An 18,129-nucleotide genomic window follows, 5' to 3' on the forward strand; every position below is an offset into this window, starting at 1 on the left:
TAAGCCTGCCAGCGCCGATGATACTACCCTCCCGGGTGGAAAAGTAGGACACCGCCGAACACAAATTAAGTCCCGAGCCCTCCAATTTCGATTGGAGGGCTCGGGCATTTTTGTGTGTCTGCACTTTTTTATTAGAGGCGCGTTTTCAATTCGGTAATTGAAAACGCGCCTCAGTCGTCGGTCAATTGAAAAGTGCCGGCATTGTGCGGCTCTTCTCCAATTCCAACAACGCCCGCTTGCGGTCCAGGCCGCCGCCGTATCCGGTGAGGCTGCCATTGGCACCGATCACCCGATGACACGGCACGATGATTCCGATCGGATTGTGTCCGTTGGCCAGTCCGACCGCGCGTGATCCGCTCGGTGATCCGATCTGCCGCGCGATCTCACCGTATGAGCAGGTTTCGCCGTACGGGATGGTCCGCAGGGCGTCCCACACCCGGCGCTGGAACTGGGTGCCCACCATGTCCAGTTCCAGGTCGAATTCGGTGAGGTCGCCGGCGAAGTAGGCGGTCAGTTGGTCGACGGCGTCGGGAAATGCAGAGTCGTCGTGCTCCCATCCTTCGCGGCTCGGTTCATACGTCTGATCGACCATCCGGAGGTGCATGAGCCGGCCATCGCGGCCGGCCAGGGTGAGAAGACCGACCGGGCTGTCCATCGTGCGGTAGTGCAGTGTCGTCATGCCTTCTCCTCTGGATAGTGCGGGGGCCATTCGTTCACCGCGTGGTCCAGGGTGGTCCACAGGTGTTGTGTCGCATAGGCGCGCCATGGGCGCCATCGGGTGCTGTGCTCTACAAGGCCGTTCACCGGCATGCCCAAGTGCTCGGCAGCGGCGCGGACCCCGAGATCAGTGGCAGGGAAGGCATCTGGGTCACCGAGGCCGCGCATCGCGATCACCTCTGTCGTCCACGGCCCCACTCCGGGGAGGGCGAGCAACTGCCCGCGGGCGCGGTCCCAATCGCAACCGGGGTCCAGGACGAGTTCGTCGGCGGCGATGGCCTGAACCATGGCCGTCACCGTCCGTCTGCGTGAGGCCGGCATCGCGAGATGCGCCGGATCGAGACTGACGAGATCGGTGACGTCGGGAAAGACGTGGGTCAAACCGCCCGCATCGTCGGAGATCGGTGTTCCGTAGCCGGCGACCAGGCGACCCACATGTGTACGTGCGGCTTTGATCGAGACCTGTTGGCCAATAACCACCCGAAGCGCGAGTTCGGTTTCGTCCACTGTGCGGGGAATGCGCTGTCCCGGCGCCTTGGCCACTACCGCCGCAAGACCCGGATCTGCCTGCAGCGCTTCCACGACCGCCTCGGGGTCGGCATCCAGGTCCAACAGTCGGCGGCACCGCGCGATGGCAGCGGACAGGTCACGGAAGTCGTCGAGCACCAACTGGCATCGGACATGGTCTGGTTGAGGTGCCAGGCCGACCACGCCATGACCGTGCGGCAGTCGCAGGGTGCGGCGGAACTGCCCGTCTCGGACCTCCTCCAACCCTGGCACCGCACTGGCCGCCAGATGACCGAACAACCCTTCGTAGGAGAACGGGGTCCGCACCGGCAGCCGTAGTGACACAACACCGGGAGCGGCGGAGGCCGCGGTGGTGAATTTGCTCCGGGCCCGTTGGCGAAGCTGGGTGGGCGTGAGATCGCACACCGCGCGGACGGTGTCGTTGAACTGGCGGATGCTGGCGAAGCCGGCGGCGAACGCGACGTCGGCGAACGGGATCTCGGTGGTTTCGATCAGGACCCGAGCCGTCTGGGCGCGCTGGGCCCGAGCCAGGGCCAGGGGATTGGCACCCAGTTCGGCCTGCAGGATGCGTTGCAGCTGCCGGCTGGTGTACCCGACGCGGGCCGCCAGCCCCGTCACCCCTTCGCGGTCCACGATGCCGTCGGCGATGAGCCGCATGCACCGCGCCACGATGTCGCCGCGCACGTTCCATTCCGGGGAGCCGGGGGAGGCGTCGGGACGGCACCGCTTGCAGGCCCGGAACCCGGCCGCCTGGGCGGCCGCCGCGGTCGGATAGAACCGCATGTTCCGGGCGAATGGTGGACGCACCGGGCAGCTGGGGCGGCAGTAGATACCTGTAGTGAGCACGGCGGTGACGAACCAGCCGTCGAACCGTGCGTCCTTGGATTGGACTGCCCGGTAGCAGCGGTCGAAATCTTCGTGCATGCGTTCCACGATGGCACGGCATCCGGCGCTGCACTAGCGGAAAAACGACATGGTCGTGGGGCTTGGCTCGCGGCTAGACTTCGACCTGTGGCCGAGCTGGTGCAGCAGTACCTGGACCGGATTCGTGCCGAGCAGACCGATGTGCGCGATGGCGCGCTGGCAAACTACATCCCCGAACTCGCCAACGTCGACCCTGAGGGCTTCGGGCTCAGCTTGTCGTCCTCGGATGGATTTGTCTACGAATCCGGTGACGCTGCAGTCGAATTCACGATCCAGTCGATTTCGAAGCCGTTCACGTATGCCCTCGCGCTGGACCGGATCGGCCAGGATGCGGTCGACGCCCGGATCGGGGTGGAACCCTCCGGCGAAGCGTTCAACGAGATCAGCGTCGACGACGTGACCAAGACCCCGAAAAACCCGATGATCAACGCCGGTGCGATTGCGGCAGTTTCGCTGATCCCCGGAGCAGGTCCCGACGAGCAGTTCGACTGCATCCATGAGTTCTACTCGGCATGTGCGGGCCGACGGCTCGAGATCGACATGGATGTGTATGCCTCGGAGAAGGCTACCGGCAACCGGAACCGGGCTATCGCCTACATGTTGGCCAGTTTCGGTGTGCTGGACGGTGATCCGGATGACGTGCTGGATGTGTACTTCCGGCAGTGTTCGGTCAAGGTGACCAGTACCGATCTGGCACGCATGGCCGCCACGTTGGCGCGGGGCGGGCTCAATCCGTTGACCGGGAGACGGGTGATCGACGCATACGTGGTGCGCCGCACCCTCAGTGTGATGGTGACCTGCGGGATGTACGACGCGACAGGCGATTGGGTCAGTGCTGTGGGCATGCCCGCCAAGAGCGGCGTCGGCGGTGGCATCGTGGCGGTGCTGCCCGGCCAACTCGGCATCGGCGTCTACTCGCCGCGCCTCGATGCACGCGGTAACAGTGTGCGCGGCGTACAGGTGTGCCGAAACCTGTCTTCGCAGCTGGGATTGCACTTCCTCAGCGTCACCCGTGAGTCGTCGTCGACGTTGCGGGCGGTCTTCGACGCGGGCCCGGGCATCCGGGTCTACGAGGTCCAGGGGGACCTCCTGTTCGCTGGGGCCGAGCAGGTGCTACGGACCGCCGACCACGACCGCGATCGGTACGACGTGGCCGTGCTGGACGTCACCCGCGTCGACGACATCAACGATGCCGCGCGCGGCATGCTGACCGGAATGCGGGCCAACCTGACCGCTGCGGGCAAGGAGGCCTATCTCGTCGACCCCGACGGTCGTGTGGTGCCTGCCGACCGTCGCGATGACTACGACGCCATCGTGTTCCGCACCCTCGACGAGGCCGTGGACGCGGCGTTGCGGTGGTGCGCAGGCTAGGCCGGCACGGCTACCCGGGTCGGCTCACCGAGACCTCGCAGGGGCACCGACTCGCCCAGTGACCAACGAGCCCTTTCGGTTTCAGATGCATTGGCGATGGTGTCCGATGAGGCCACCAGGTGCCCTGGCACCTGCTTGGAGAAATCACACAACCGTGACGCCTCGTTGACCGGCTCGCCGATCACGGTGTATTCGAAGCGTTCCTTGGCGCCCACGTTGCCCGCCACCACCTGGCCCGCCGCGACCCCGATGCCTGCTTTCAGCTCGGGAACCTCGGCGCGCAACCGCTGCGCGATGGCCCGTGCGGCCCCCAACGCTTCGTCCTCGGCGTTGGGCAGCGAGACCGGCGCACCGAACACCGCGAGGATGGCGTCACCCTCGAACTTGTTGACCAGGCCGCGGTGATTGTCGACCTCATCGACGATGACGGCGAAGAATCTGTTGAGCAGATCGACGACCTCGACCGCGGGCCTGGTGGCGACCAACTGGGTCGAGCCGATGACGTCGACGAAAATCACTGCGGCATGGCGCTCCTCGCCGCCCAGGACGGGCTTCTCCTGTTCGGCCAGTGCGGCGACTTCCCGGCCGACATGCCGGCCGAACAGATCGCGGACCCGCTCGCGCTCGCGCAAGCCGTGCACCATCGAGTTGAATCCCCGTTGCAGCTGGCCGAGTTCGGTGCCGTCGAACACCACGAGGTTGGTGTCCAGATCGCCCTGCTCGACGCGATTGAGGGCGGCACGCACCACCCGGATCGGGGTTGCGGTCAGATAGGACAGGATCCACATCAGCAGGAAGCCGAAGATCAACGCAAACAAGCCGAGACCGATGACGGCGTAGGCGAACTGGACCGGGGTGAGGTTGTTGAGCGTCACGGCGAACACCGCGGCCAGCATGATGCCGAGGATGGGAACGCCCGAGCTGAGCGCCCACACGACCATGGTGCGACCCATGATGCCCTGCGCCAGGCGGATAGGCGGCGGGCCCGCTTCCAGTGCCTGCGCGGCGACCGGTCGCAGTGCGAACTCGGTGAAGAGATGGCAGCTGACCGACACCACGATGCCGGGAAAACTGATGCCCAGCAGGAACTTCGGGATGTAATTGGTGTCGACCAGACCGTAGAGCGTCGTCAACAACGCGGTGCCCACGCCCCACAGGATCAGCAGCACCCGGGTGAGCCGGAACGGGGCGAGGAAGGTGTTCCGCTGATCCGCAACGGTGGGCGGGCGTTCCTCGATGGCCCAGCGCACGTTGTCGATCACCCGGGTCGTCGCCCAGAACACCCCGACGATCAACGCAGTCGCCATGTAAATGGGGGCAACGATGAAGGTGATCCAACGGACCGGCCGGTCGAACACATCCGGCGATGGGAACAACAGGGTGACGATGATCATCGAGATGCCGATACCGAGCAGGTTCACCAGGATCACGAATGTCGTGAGGATGGCCTGGATGCGTACTCGGCGTCGGCGCTGACTCTCCGATACCCGGCCCAACACCCACGATCCGTATTCCGGGGTGTCCGGGATCCGGCTGTTCTGGCGGGTGACACCCTCAAGGACGCGGCCCAGCCGTCGTGCCAGCGATTTGTCGGAGTTCATTGTGGCGTCAGCCTAGTTCGTTCGACATGCCCTTAAGGTGGATCGGGTGCGCCTCGTGATTGCCCAGTGCACCGTCGACTACGTCGGGCGGCTGACCGCCCACCTTCCATCAGCCCGCAGGCTGTTGCTGTTCAAGTCGGACGGTTCGGTCAGTGTCCATGCCGATGATCGCGCCTACAAGCCGCTGAACTGGATGAGCCCGCCGTGCTGGCACACCGAGGAGTCCGTAGAAGGTCCAGGTGGGGCATCGTCTGTTCTGTGGGTGGTCGAGAACAAGGCCGGTGAGCAGCTGCGCATCACGGTCGAAGACGTCGAGCACGACTCCAGCCACGAACTCGGTGTCGATCCCGGTCTGGTGAAGGACGGTGTGGAAGCGCACCTGCAGGTGCTGTTGGCCGAACACGTCGAGCTGCTGGGGGCCGGCTACACCCTGGTGCGCCGTGAGTACCCGACCGCGATCGGTCCGGTGGATCTGATGTGCCGTGACGAGCTGGGCCGTTCGGTGGCGGTGGAGATCAAACGCCGCGGCGAGATCGACGGGGTGGAGCAGCTGACCCGCTATCTCGACCTGCTCAACCGCGATACCGTGCTGGCCCCGGTGGCGGGTGTGTTCGCTGCCCAGCAGATCAAACCGCAGGCCCGAACGCTGGCCACGGACCGTGGAATCCGCTGCGTGACTTTGGATTATGACCAGATGCGGGGTATGGACAGCGACGAATACCGGCTGTTCTGATGCGCCGTCGGCGTCGTGAGGATCGGCGGTTCGCGCCACTGCCGCCGTCACGTCGCGTCGAGACGGGGCCTGACGGTTACGAGTACGAGGTGCGGGTGGTTACCGCCTCACGTGCGGTGAAGGTCTATCGATGCCCCGGATGCGACCACGAGATTCGGGTGGCCACCGCGCATGTGGTGGTGTTGCCGGTTGATGTCGGCGATGTCGATGACCGCAGACACTGGCACACCGCCTGCTGGGCGAATCGGGCCAATCGCGGCCCGACGAGAAAATGGTCCTAGTGCTCTGAATCCGCAGCCGGTTCGACCAGCTCGATCAGCACGCCGCCGGCATCCTTGGGGTGGATGAAGTTGATGCGCGAGTTCGCCGTGCCCTTGCGGGGAGCTTCGTAGAGCAGCCGAACTCCCTGGCTGCGCAGGCGCTCACTCAGGGCGTCGATGTCGCTGGTCCGGTAGGCCAGCTGCTGCAGGCCCGGGCCGCTGCGATCGATGAACTTGGCGATCGTCGACTTCTCGTTCAGCGGGGCCAGCAGCTGGATCTGGGCGCTGCCCTTGGGGGCGCCGCGCACCGAGAGCATGGCCTCCCGCACGCCCTGATCTTCGTTGATCTCCTCGTGGAGGACGATCATGCCGAGATGGTCGTGGTACCACTTGGCCGCGACATCGAGATCGGGAACGGCGATACCGACGTGATCGATCGCCGTCACCAGCGCGGAAGCGAGTGCAGGACGGGCATCAACCTGTTCGGCGGTCATAACGCAACGGTAACCTTTACCTGAACGTTTGCGTATGTGTGATCGCCCACACAGCTCTTGGACCATGGCTTTGGAGGAAAGAATGACCACGTCGGTGATTGTTGCTGGAGCGCGTACTCCGGTTGGCAAGTTGATGGGCTCGCTGAAGGATTTTTCCGGCAGTGACCTGGGCGCGATCGCGATCCGCGGCGCCCTGGAGAAGGCGAAGGTCGACGCTTCGCTGGTGGACTACGTGATCATGGGCCAGGTGCTGACCGCCGGCGCCGGTCAGATGCCCGCTCGTCAGTCAGCTGTGGCCGCCGGCATCGGCTGGGATGTGCCCGCCCTGTCCATCAACAAGATGTGCCTTTCGGGCATCGACGCGATCGCGCTGGCCGACCAGCTGATCCGCGCCGGTGAGTTCGAGGTCGTCGTCGCAGGTGGGCAGGAGTCGATGAGCCAGGCCCCGCACCTGCTGCCCAAGAGCCGCGAGGGCTACAAGTACGGCGATGCGACGCTGGTCGACCACCTCGCCTACGACGGTCTGCACGACGTGTTCACCGACCAGCCGATGGGCGCGCTCACCGAGCAGCGCAACGACGTCGACAAGTTCACCCGCGCCGAGCAGGACGAGTTTGCTGCTCAGTCGCACCAGAAGGCCGCCGCGGCATGGAAGGACGGGGTGTACGCCGACGAGGTGGTGCCGGTGTCTATCCCGCAGCGCAAGGGTGACCCGATCGAGTTCGCAGAGGACGAGGGCATCCGGGCCAACACCACCGCCGAATCGCTGGGCGGCCTGCGTCCGGCCTTCCGCAAGGACGGCACCATCACTGCCGGCTCGTCGTCGCAGATCTCCGACGGTGCGGCCGCGGTCGTGGTGATGAGCAAGGCCAAGGCGCAGGAGCTGGGCCTGGACTGGCTGTGTGAGATCGGTGCCCACGGTGTGGTGGCCGGTCCGGACTCCACGCTGCAGAGCCAGCCCGCCAACGCGATCAAGAAGGCCGTCGAGCGCGAGGGCATCAGCGTCGATCAGCTGGACGTCCTCGAGATCAACGAGGCGTTCGCTGCGGTGTCGCTGGCCTCGACCAAGGAACTCGGTGTCGATCCGGCCAAGGTGAACGTCAACGGCGGCGCGATCGCCATCGGCCACCCGATCGGGATGTCCGGTGCGCGCATCACCCTGCACGCCGCGCTGGAGCTGGCGCGTAAGGGGTCCGGCTACGCGGTGGCCGCGCTCTGCGGTGCCGGTGGCCAGGGCGATGCCCTGATCCTGCGTCGCCCGTAGTTAACCGACGGATCAAAACGACGCTGCGTAGTAGCTGGCCGTCCGTTCAGGCACAATGGCGGCCATGACACGCTCCTTCGACCTGCGCACGGTTTCCGGCTGGTTCCGGCTCATCGCCCTCGCTGAGGCGGTGAGCTGGGCCGGCCTGCTGGTCGGCATGTATTTCAAGTACCTGGGCAGTCCGCGCACCGAGATCGGTGTCAAGGTGTTCGGACCGATCCACGGGGGCGTTTTCGTCGCCTTCGTGGTGGCCGCCCTGCTGGTTGGTATCGCCTGCAAGTGGGGCGTAGGCACCTGGATTCTGGCGTTGCTGGCCAGCATCGTGCCATTGGGCAGTGTGATCTTTGTCATGTGGGCGGATCGGACCGCCCGCATCGAATCGGGCGAGGCTCCCGCGCTGGTGGCACAACCGGGCGGGGCTGTCCCGGAAACGACGTGACAGACTTGATGGCGTGACTCGTCCACGACCTTCGGTGGGGCCGGCTCTGGCCGGCGCTGTTGACCTCTCGGCACTCAAGCAGCGGCCCGCGGCGGCCACCGGCGCTGGCAGTCCCAGTGCGCCCGGCGGCCCGAATGTCACCGAGGTCAACGAAGCCAACTTCGAAGCCGAGGTGCTGGTCCGCTCCGGTCAGGTGCCGGTAGTGGTGCTGCTGTGGTCTCCGCGCAGCGATTCCAGTGCCGCACTGGGGGACACCCTGGCCGGTCTGGCTGACGCCGACAACGGCAAATGGTCCCTGGCGCTGGTCAACGTCGACACCACCCCGAGGGTGGCGCAGATGTTCGGCATCCAGGGCGTGCCCACCGTCGTTGCGCTAGCCGGCGGACAGCCGATCGCCAGCTTCCAGGGCTCTCAGCCGGCAGACGAACTCCGTCGCTGGGTCGATTCGCTGCTCGACGCGACCGCGGGCAAGCTGACCGGGTCCGGCGACGGTGACGACGAGGCCGAGCAGGTCGACCCCGAACTGGCCGCGGCCCGTGCCCACCTGGACGAAGGGGACTTCCCCGCAGCGGCCGCCGCCTATCAGGCGATTCTCGATGCGCAGCCCAATCATGCCGAGGCCAAGGGCGCGGTGCGACAGATCGCGTTCCTGCAGCGGGCCAGCGCGCAGCGCCCTGATGCCGTTGCTGTTGCCGACGCCGCTCCCGACGACATCGACGCCGCCTTCGCCGCGGCTGATGCCGAACTCCTGGCTCAAGAGGTGTCGGCGGCCTTCGATCGGCTCATCGCACTGATCAAGCGCACCGCCGGCGACGACCGGACCAAGGTGCGGACCCGGCTCATCGAGCTGTTCGACCTGTTCGACCCCGCCGATCCCGAGGTCGTCGCGGGCCGCCGCAATCTGGCCAACGCGCTGTACTGACCCGACTTCTGCCGAGCAGACGAGTAAGTACCCCCGGAACGTCGATTTCCGGGTACCTACGCGTCTCTCGCGCAAGGAAAAGGGACCTCTAGGCGACTTCTAGACGGGCTCGAACCACAGCATCGCCAGGGGCGGCAGAACCATCACCGCCGAGGCGGGGCGGCCGTGCCACGGCTCGTCGGTGGCCTGCACCGCGCCCATGTTCCCGATGCCGGACCCGTTGTAGATCGTCGCGTCGGTGTTGAGCACCTCCTGCCAGTCACCGGCATGAGGTAGACCGAGTCGGTATTCGCTGTGCTCGCTGCCGGCGAAGTTCACCACGCAGGCCAGCACGGATCCGTCGGCTCCGAACCTCAGGAAGCTCAGCACGTTGTTGGCGGAGTCGTTGGCATCGATCCACGAGTACCCCTCGGGGCTGGTGTCACGGCTCCACAACGCCGGGTGGCGCGCGTAGATCCCGTTGAGATCGCGCACCAAGCGTTGCACCCCGCCGGAGAAGCCCTGCTCGTCGAGCTGGAACCAGTCCAGCCCGCGTTCCTCCGACCACTCGGCGCGCTGTCCGAATTCCTGGCCCATGAACAAGAGTTGCTTACCGGGATGGGCCCACTGGTAGGCCAGCAGGCTACGCAGCCCGGCGGCCTTGGCGTGGTCGTCGCCGGGCATCCGGGTCCACAGCGTGCCCTTTCCGTGCACTACCTCGTCGTGGCTGATCGGCAGCACATAGTTCTCACTGAACGCGTACAGCATCGAGAACGTCATCTCGTGATGGTGGTAGCTGCGATGCACCGGGTCATGGCTGACGTAGTCGAGCGTGTCGTTCATCCAGCCCATGTTCCATTTCATCGAGAACCCGAGGCCGCCGAGGTTGGTCGGACGGGTGACCCCGGGCCAGGATGTCGACTCCTCGGCGATGGTGACGATTCCGGGGTTCGCCTTGTGCACGGTGGCGTTCATCTCCTGCAGGAACTGCACCGCCTCCAGGTTCTCCCGCCCGCCGTAGATGTTGGGGGTCCAACCACCCTCGGGGCGGGAGTAGTCGAGGTAGAGCATCGAGGCGACGGCATCCACGCGCAGGCCGTCGACGTGGTACTCCTGCAGCCAGTACAGCGCATTGGCGACGAGGAAATTGCGTACCTCGGGGCGACCGAAGTCGAAGACGTAAGTGCCCCAGTCGAGCTGTTCCCCGCGGCGCGGGTCGGAATGCTCGTACAGCGGCGTGCCGTCGAAACGGCCAAGGGCCCAGGCGTCTTTGGGGAAATGGGCCGGGACCCAGTCGACGATCACGCCGATCCCGGCCCGGTGCAGTGAATCCACCAGGAACCGAAAATCGTCAGGAGTTCCCAACCGGGAGGTCGGGGCGTAATAGGACGTGACCTGGTAGCCCCACGATCCGCCGAACGGATGCTCCGCCACCGGCAGCAGTTCGACGTGGGTGAAACCCTGTTCCACAACATATTCGGTGAGTTCCGTGGCCAACTGTCGGTAGCTGAGCCCGGGACGCCACGACATCAGGTGCACCTCGTAGGTGCTCATCGGTTCGAACACCGGATTCTGCGCGGCGCGCTGGGTCATCCACTTGCCGTCGCTCCAGGTGTAGGAGCTGGTGGTGACCCGGGACGCCGTTTGCGGCGGCACCTCGGTGGCGAACGCCATCGGATCTGCGCGGTCGGTGGTGACCCCGCCGGCGCCGTGCACGCGGAACTTGTACAGGCCGTCGATCGGGAACCCCGGCCAGAACAACTCCCAGACCCCCGACGAGCCCAGCACCCGCATCTGGGCCTCGTTGCCGTCCCAGTGATTGAAGTCACCGATCACGCTGACGCCCTTGGCGTTCGGTGCCCACACTGCGAACGACACGCCCTCGACGACGCCGTCGGGGGTGGTGAAACTGCGCGGGTGCGCGCCCAGGATCTCCCAGAGGCGTTCGTGGCGCCCTTCGGCGAACAGATGGAGGTCCAGTTCGCCGAGGGTGGGCAGGAACCGGTAGGCATCGGCGGTGGTGTGGGTGAAGATGGTTTCGTCGGCACCCGGATAAGCGATCTCCAGGCGGTAGTCGGCGAGGTTCGTGAACGGAACAGCCACCGCGAAAAGCCCGGAGTCGATGTGCTGCATGGGGAATCGGTCGCCGCCGATCACCGCCACGACCTTGACGGCGTGCGGACGGTAGGCCCGGATCACGGTCCGGCCGTTGTACTCGTGGGCCCCCAGCACCGAATGCGGGTCGTGGTGTTGCCCGATCAGCAGCCGCTGGATGTCCGATGGGTCGGGCCGCAGATGTCTGTCGGTGAGGTGGTTGCTTCTCGTCATCTTGTTCTCATTCCCTGCGTAGCAAGCCCAGTCGTTGCTCATAGGGTACGAGCGGCATGTTCAGCACGTGTGCCACCGCCTTGGCGGGATCGAGGCGAACGTAATTCGACTGTCCCCATTGGTATTCCTCGCCGGTGATCTCGTCGCGTACCCAGAACCGGTCATGCGATTCCATACCCAGTGCCTCCATGTTCAACCACAACATGGCTTCTTCCGGGCCGAACGCGTTGAGCGTGACCACCACGAGCACGGTGTCTCCGGTGATCGGGTCGAACTTGCTGTAGGCGAGTAGTGCGTCGTTGTCCACGTGGTGGAAGGTCAGGGTGCGAAGCTGGCGCAGGGCCGGGTGCAGGCGCCGGATCTCGTTGAGGCGGGTCACGAACGGTTCGAGCGAACGGCCCTCGGCCATCGCCGCCGCGAAGTCACGGGGACGCAGCTCGTATTTCTCCGAATCCAGGTATTCCTCGCTGCCCTCCCGGACGGCTCGGTGCTCGAACAGTTCGAAACCCGAATACATGCCCCATGACGGGCTCATGGTGGCGGCCAGCACCGCGCGGATCGCGAACATGCCGGGACCGCCGTGCTGCAGCGACTCGTGCAGGATGTCGGGCGTGTTGACCCACAGGCTGGGCCGTGCGCTGTCGGCGTTCGCGGTGATCTCGTTGCCGAACTCGGTCAGCTCCCACTTGTTGGTACGCCAGGTGAAATACGTGTAGGACTGGGTGAAACCGCGCTTGGCCAGGCCGTAGAGCCGGGCGGGTCGGGTGAAGGCCTCGGACAGGAACAGCACGTCCGGATCTTCGTTCTTGACCTCGGCGATCAGCCAGACCCAGAAGTTCGGCGGTTTGGTGTGCGGGTTGTCGACGCGGAAGACCTTGACACCGTGCGAGATCCAGAACCGCACCACCCGCAGCACCTCGTGGTACAGGCCGGCGGGGTCGTTGTCGAAGTTGAGCGGATAGATGTCCTGATACTTCTTGGGCGGATTCTCCGCATACGCGATGGTGCCGTCGGGCAACACCGTGAACCACTCCGGATGCGCTGCGGCCCATGGGTGATCCGGCGCGCACTGGAGTGCGAGATCGAGCGCCACCTCGACACCTTGCCTGCGGGCGGCGGCCACGAAGTCGTCGAAGTCGTCGATCGTGCCGAGCGCGGGATGCACCGCATCGTGACCGCCCTCGTCGCTGCCGATGGCCCACGGTGACCCGACATCGTCCGGTGCGGCGGTGACCGCGTTGTTGCGTCCTTTGCGATGCACCTTGCCGATCGGGTGGATGGGCGGCAGATACACGATGTTGAAACCCATGCGGGCGATCCGGGGAAGCTGCTCGGCGGCGGTGGTGAATGTCCCGTGCACGGGATGTCCGGTCTTGTCCCAGCCGCCGGTGGACCGCGGGAACATCTCGTACCACGAGGAGAACCTGGCCAGCGGCCGGTCCACCCAGACGCCGTATTGCTCACCGCGGGTGACCAACTCGCGCAACGGGTACTGCTCGAGCAGTTCGGTGACCTCTTCGGACAGTGCCGCCCCCGCACGGCGGAACGGGTCACCGGGGATGCGCAGTGCCGCGGCGGCCTCGATCAGCGGATCGCGCAGTTTACGGGGCACCCCTGCGGCGGCGCGCTCGAGCAGACGTGCCCCGACCAGAAGGTCGTTGGACAACTCGGCTTCGCTCTGACCTGCGCCGAGCTTGACCTCGACCGCGTGCCGCCAGGTGGACAGCGGATCGCCCCAGCCGTCGACCCGGTAGGTCCACAGGCCGACGGTGTCGGGCGTGAACTGGCCGTGAAAGACATCGGGGGTGTGTCCGGTGGACATCGGCAGGGCCTGGGGCTTGATGCGTTGTGAAGGACGCACCCCTGAGTTGGTGGGCAATACGGTGTCGATGGGCACCGGTGCGGCCGCGGTGCCGGGTCCGGTAGCCAGCTGCGGGTAGTCCGTACCGAGATACCGCACCACCAACGTGGCCGCGACGGCGTCATGTCCCTCGCGCCAGACGGTGGCGCGCACTGGCACCACCTCGCCCACGACGGCTTTTGCCGGGAACTGCCCGCCGAAGATCACAGGCGCGACATCGTCGATTCCGATACGACCGGCCACCCATCCACTCCTCACGTCGTCTCGATCAAGCGGCTGTCTCTCGTTCACACACCTTGTCGCGTGTCTGATACCCACCGTAATGGGCTGCCCAATCCGACGGGCGTTAAGCGCGACCAGACCGCCGCTCGTAGGGCTAACACCGGCTGAACGGATATCGCTCATCGCTGCACGAACCGGAATTGTCAGTAAGGTTGGATCGCGTGAAAGCCCTCAGAAGGTTCACCGTCCGCGCGCACCTTCCCGAGCGGTTGGCGGCGCTGGAACGGCTGTCGATCAACCTGCGCTGGTCGTGGCACAAACCCACCCAGGATCTGTTTGCCGTGCTCGATTCCGAGCTGTGGCAGCAGACCAACGGGGACCCGGTCGCGTTGCTGGGGGCGGTCAGTCCGCAACGGCTCGACGAACTGGCGGCCGACGAATCCTTCCTGGGCCGGCTCGACGAGCTGGCCGCCGACCTGGACAACTATCTGAGCCGCCCGCTGTGGTACCAGCAGCAGATCGAGGACGGGGTCGCGATGCCGAAAGGTATCGCGTACTTCTCGATGGAGTTCGGTGTCGCCGAGGTGCTGCCCAACTATTCGGGCGGCCTGGGCATCCTGGCCGGTGATCATCTGAAATCCGCGTCGGATCTGGGGCTGCCGTTGATTGCGGTCGGCCTCTACTACCGATCGGGTTACTTTCGGCAGTCGTTGACCGCCGACGGTTGGCAGCACGAGACCTATCCGTCGCTGGACCCGCAGGGCCTGCCGTTGCGCCTGCTCACCGACGCGTCCGGCGCGCCGGTGCTGGTGGAGTTGGCGTTGCCGGAGGCCCGCGACCTGCGGGCCCGGGTCTGGATCGCGCAGGTGGGCCGGATTCCGCTGCTCCTGCTCGATTCCGATGTTCCGGAGAACGAGCACGAACTGCGCGGCGTCACCGACCGGCTCTACGGCGGCGATCAGGAACACCGGATCAAGCAGGAGATCCTGGCCGGTATCGGCGGCATTCGCGCGATCCGGGCGTTCACCGAGATCGAAAACCTGCCTGCCCCTGAGGTTTTCCACATGAACGAGGGCCACGCCGGTTTCCTCGGCGTGGAGCGTATCCGCGAGTTGGTCGCGGCGGGACTGGATTTCGACACCGCACTGACGGTGGTGCGTTCCTCGACGGTGTTCACCACCCACACCCCGGTGCCGGCCGGGATCGACCGGTTCCCGGTCGAGATGATCCGACGCTACTTCGGCAGTCCGCCCGCTGGTCCTGCCGATTCGCGGCTGCTGCCCGGAGTGCCGCTGGAGCGGGTTGTCGCGTTCGGTGCCGAGGACGATCCGTCGAAGTTCAACATGGCGCACATGGGTCTGCGGCTGGCGCAGCGGGCCAACGGGGTGTCGCTGCTACACGGTCGGGTCAGCCGCGCCATGTTCAACGACCTGTGGCCGGGGTTCGACCGGGCCGAGGTCCCGATCGGCTCGATCACCAACGGTGTACACGCCCCGACCTGGGCGGCGCCGCAGTGGTTGGCACTGGGACGTGAGCTGATCGGCTCTGAGGCCGCCGAACCGGCGGTGTGGGAACGCCTGCAGGAAGTCGACCCCGGCCATATGTGGTGGATCCGATCGCAACTGCGCGAGACGTTGATCGCCGACGTGCGCGACCGGCTGCGCCGTTCCTGGCTGGAACGCGGTGCATCGGACGCTGAACTCGGCTGGATCGCAACCGCTTTCGATCCGTCGGTGCTGACCGTCGGATTCGCGCGGCGGGTGCCGACCTACAAGCGGTTGACGCTGATGCTGCGCGACCCGGAGCGGCTGGAGAAACTGCTGCTCGACGAGAAACGGCCGGTGCAGCTGATCGTGGCGGGCAAGTCGCACCCGGCCGACGACGGGGGCAAGGCACTGATCCAGCAGATCGTGCGGTTCGCCGACCGTCCGGAGGTGCGCCATCGCATCGCGTTCCTGCCCGATTACGACATGTCGATGGCCCGGTTGTTGTACTGGGGTTGCGATGTCTGGCTGAACAATCCGTTGCGACCGTTGGAGGCGTGCGGCACGTCGGGCATGAAGAGCGCGCTCAACGGCGGGCTGAACCTGTCCATCAGGGACGGCTGGTGGGACGAGTGGTACGACGGCGACAACGGATGGGAGATCCCGACCGCCGACGGCGTGGCCGACGAGGCGCGTCGCGACGATCTGGAGGCCGCCGCCCTGTACGACCTGCTCGAGCATGCGGTCACACCCAAGTTCTACGAGCGCGACGAACATGGTGTCCCGACCCGGTGGGTCGAGATGGTGCGCCACACGTTGCAGGTGCTGGGGCCCAAGGTGCTCGCCTCGCGCATGGTGCGCGACTACACCGAGAAGTACTACGTGCCTGCGGCGCTGTCGTTGCGCGAGACCGTCGAGGCCACCTCGGGTGAGCCGTTCGGTGCAGCCCGGGAACTGGCCACCTACCGTCGCCGTGCGCAGGAGGCCTGGCCGAAGATCCAGATCACCGATGTGGACAGCTATGGCCTGCCCGATACGCCGTTGTTGGGTTCACAGCTGACGCTGACGGCCACGGTGCAGTTGGCCGGCCTGAGGCCCGACGAGGTCACGGTGCAGGCCGTGCTGGGCCGGGTGGACGCCAGTGACGTCATCGTGAATCCGGTGACCGTGCCGATGACGCACACCGGGTCGGCAGACGGAGATACCGACGTGTTCTCCACCAGCACGCCGCTGCCGGTGGCCGGGCCGGTGGGGTACACCGTCCGGGTGCTGCCGCACCATCGGTTGCTGACCGCCGACAACGAGTTGGGCCTGGTGGCACTGGCTTGAGTAAGGCGCTCAAAGTTCAGCTCGACGGTGGACCGTACGCGCTGGCAGCCGGAAGCGACGGCGCGATGTGGGTGACGCTGGTGCATGCCGGCGCTGTCGCCCGGATCTCGGCCGCCGGCGACGTGACCACGTACCCGGTTGCGGAGTGTGCGCGTCCGTCGATCATCGCGGCCGGTCCGGACGGGGCCCTGTGGTTCACCCGCTCCGGCGACGATCGCATCGGCCGGATCACCACGGCGGGGGAGCTGAGTTCGTTCGAATTGCCCGAGGGCAGTTCACCATTCGGCATCACCGCAGGCCCGGACGATGCCATGTGGTTCACCACGATGACGTCGGGCCAGATCTGCCGGATCGGCACCGATGGTGAGATCAGCAGCCAATCCGTGGTCGGCGGGATGCCGTCGATGATCACGAAGGGGCCCGACGACGCGTTGTGGTTCACCCTCAACGAGACCGGCAAGGTCGGCCGGCTGACCGTCGACGGAAATCTCACGGTTCGCGAACTGCCCACTGCCGCAGCCGGTCCGGTGGGCATCGCCGCCACGCACGACGATGCGGTCTGGTTCACCGAGATCCGCGCCGACAAGGTGGGCAGGATCCCGGTCCACGACGCGATCCAGGAGCTCGACCTGCCGGGCAAACCGCACGCGGTGGTCGCCGACCCGACCGACGGCGTCTGGGTCAGCCTCTGGGGTGCCGACCAGATCGCCCGGATCAGCGGCGACGGTGAGGTCGTGACCATCGACCTGCCATCCGGAAGCGAACCGCACGGGTTGGCAATCGGTCCCGACGGGGCCTGTTGGGTGGCGCTGGAATGTGGATTCGTCCTGAAAATGCCCACCTGAGTGACCGTCGCCGGCAACGGTCAGGTAAGTACATAGGCAGGTTCCCTCCGGGAACGTGGCGATACGTTCCTGCGGGGAACTGTAACGAGAGGCCGCCTGTGTTGATTCGCTCGTTGGGACTGCTCACGGCCGCGGCCCTGGCCTGCACGGCGTCGGTTGCCCCGGCCTGGGCCGATCCCGTCGTCGCCCCCGAAATCGAGGTGGTCGCCGATGTGCTGCCCAAGCCGGGTGAACCGGTCGTTGCCGATCTGGTCGAGTCGACCCCACCGGCCACCCTCAAAACCCCGGACGGCTGGGACCTCACGGTGTCGGCCGCCGACGAGACGCAGGTCGCGGCACCGCCGCTGACCACCGCGTTGTCCTCGCGCGAATACGTCGTCGGCGGAACCTACCGCGGCGCCATGACCGGACCCGACGGCGGCGACAAGCCGGGCGGCACCCTGGAGGCCGGCTATCAGATCGGCTGCGGCATCGACATGAGCACGTCCAACGGCGTCTCGTTGACCGGCACCGCCGGGCTCAACAGCTCGATCGGGGTCCTGGGCACCGATGTGGTCTCGCCCTGGCCCGAGGGCATCCTGCCGGGGGTCGGCGCCAACATCGGCGGCGGCATCACGGTCGGTCTCAAGCCCGGCATCATCAACCTCATCCCGGTGACCAAGAAGGAATTCAAGGGCACCGAGCCATGGGTGATGATCAGCAACTTCAGGGTGAAGATCGACGGCTGCGTGGGCCAGTCGTTCATCCGGTCCTATGCGGTGCTGACCCGTTCCACCGAAGAATCCGAGGCGGTGCTGGCCTGGTACGGCACCACGAAGGTGGTCTGAG

General features: G+C 66.0%; 15 protein-coding genes. 9 read left to right on the plus strand and 6 right to left on the minus strand.

The genetic code is table 11. The annotated features are described in order from the left end of the window. Positions 1-181: 181 nt before the first annotated feature. Positions 182-679 carry a methylated-DNA--[protein]-cysteine S-methyltransferase gene (locus tag AC4LGL_RS24190; RefSeq protein ID WP_491840992.1) on the minus strand — a complete coding sequence of 166 codons (498 nt, stop codon included), beginning with the start codon at positions 677-679 and terminating at the stop codon, positions 182-184. Next, positions 676-2,169: a DNA-3-methyladenine glycosylase 2 family protein gene (locus AC4LGL_RS24195; protein ID WP_491840993.1), complete on the minus strand. Its 1,494-nt coding sequence runs from the start codon at positions 2,167-2,169 to the stop codon at positions 676-678. Before AC4LGL_RS24195 ends, AC4LGL_RS24190 begins: the two co-directional genes overlap by 4 nt. A gap of 87 nt (positions 2,170-2,256) precedes the next feature. Between AC4LGL_RS24195 and glsA the strand changes: the two genes are divergently transcribed. Beyond that, a complete protein-coding gene (gene glsA / locus AC4LGL_RS24200) occupies positions 2,257-3,540 on the plus strand; it encodes a glutaminase A (RefSeq protein ID WP_491840994.1) in 1,284 nt (427 codons plus the stop codon). Here glsA and AC4LGL_RS24205 read toward each other — a convergent pair. Continuing rightward, positions 3,537-5,141, minus strand: a complete 1,605-nt coding sequence (locus AC4LGL_RS24205) for an adenylate/guanylate cyclase domain-containing protein (RefSeq protein ID WP_491840995.1) — start codon at positions 5,139-5,141, stop codon at positions 3,537-3,539. The genes glsA and AC4LGL_RS24205 overlap by 4 nt on opposite strands. Before the next feature lie 46 nt (positions 5,142-5,187). Here AC4LGL_RS24205 and nucS point away from each other — a divergent pair, with 46 nt between their 5' ends. Together nucS and AC4LGL_RS24215 are read left to right on the plus strand one after the other, a co-directional pair. Next, entirely contained in the window at positions 5,188-5,874 is a 687-nt protein-coding gene (gene nucS / locus AC4LGL_RS24210) for an endonuclease NucS (protein ID WP_491840996.1), read from the plus strand. Continuing rightward, the gene (locus tag AC4LGL_RS24215; RefSeq protein WP_055116145.1) at positions 5,874-6,155 is read left to right on the plus strand and encodes an Rv1322 family protein; all 282 of its coding nucleotides are present in this window, start codon (positions 5,874-5,876) and stop codon (positions 6,153-6,155) included. The genes nucS and AC4LGL_RS24215 overlap by 1 nt, the downstream gene beginning before the upstream one ends. On the opposite strand, the gene mce is transcribed toward AC4LGL_RS24215, so the two are convergent. Beyond that, a complete protein-coding gene (mce, locus tag AC4LGL_RS24220; RefSeq protein ID WP_491840997.1) occupies positions 6,152-6,628 on the minus strand; it encodes a methylmalonyl-CoA epimerase in 477 nt (158 codons plus the stop codon). The two genes, AC4LGL_RS24215 and mce, sit on opposite strands and share 4 nt — an antisense overlap. Before the next feature lie 82 nt (positions 6,629-6,710). Here mce and AC4LGL_RS24225 point away from each other — a divergent pair, with 82 nt between their 5' ends. From AC4LGL_RS24225 to AC4LGL_RS24235, 3 genes are read left to right on the plus strand one after another with little or no spacing between them, the layout of a single operon-like run. Continuing rightward, the gene (locus AC4LGL_RS24225; RefSeq protein WP_055116141.1) at positions 6,711-7,892 is read left to right on the plus strand and encodes an acetyl-CoA C-acetyltransferase; all 1,182 of its coding nucleotides are present in this window, start codon (positions 6,711-6,713) and stop codon (positions 7,890-7,892) included. Positions 7,893-7,947: 55 nt separating this feature from the next. Beyond that, positions 7,948-8,331, plus strand: a complete 384-nt coding sequence (locus tag AC4LGL_RS24230; RefSeq protein ID WP_491840998.1) for a DUF3817 domain-containing protein — start codon at positions 7,948-7,950, stop codon at positions 8,329-8,331. Between the two features lie 13 nt (positions 8,332-8,344). Then, a complete protein-coding gene (locus AC4LGL_RS24235) occupies positions 8,345-9,253 on the plus strand; it encodes a tetratricopeptide repeat protein (RefSeq protein WP_491840999.1) in 909 nt (302 codons plus the stop codon). 99 nt (positions 9,254-9,352) lie between these two features. On the opposite strand, the gene glgB is transcribed toward AC4LGL_RS24235, so the two are convergent. After that, positions 9,353-11,560 (minus strand): 1,4-alpha-glucan branching protein GlgB, encoded by a 2,208-nt coding sequence (gene glgB, locus AC4LGL_RS24240; protein ID WP_491841000.1) that lies wholly within the window; start codon positions 11,558-11,560, stop codon positions 9,353-9,355. Positions 11,561-11,567: 7 nt separating this feature from the next. Next, positions 11,568-13,664, minus strand: coding sequence for an alpha-1,4-glucan--maltose-1-phosphate maltosyltransferase (locus AC4LGL_RS24245; protein WP_491841001.1), 2,097 nt, complete (start codon positions 13,662-13,664; stop codon positions 11,568-11,570). A 200-nt stretch (positions 13,665-13,864) separates the two neighbouring features. On the opposite strand from AC4LGL_RS24245, the gene AC4LGL_RS24250 reads away from it, so the two are divergent. From AC4LGL_RS24250 to AC4LGL_RS24260, 3 genes are all read left to right on the plus strand, one after another. Further along, positions 13,865-16,456, plus strand: coding sequence for a glycosyltransferase family 1 protein (locus AC4LGL_RS24250; protein ID WP_491841002.1), 2,592 nt, complete (start codon positions 13,865-13,867; stop codon positions 16,454-16,456). After that, positions 16,453-17,301: a Vgb family protein gene (locus AC4LGL_RS24255; protein WP_491841003.1), complete on the plus strand. Its 849-nt coding sequence runs from the start codon at positions 16,453-16,455 to the stop codon at positions 17,299-17,301. Before AC4LGL_RS24250 ends, AC4LGL_RS24255 begins: the two co-directional genes overlap by 4 nt. A gap of 98 nt (positions 17,302-17,399) precedes the next feature. Next, entirely contained in the window at positions 17,400-18,128 is a 729-nt protein-coding gene (locus AC4LGL_RS24260; protein WP_491841004.1) for an MspA family porin, read from the plus strand. Position 18,129 lies beyond the last annotated feature (1 nt).

The sequence above is a fragment of the Mycolicibacterium arcueilense genome (genome assembly GCF_058536225.1).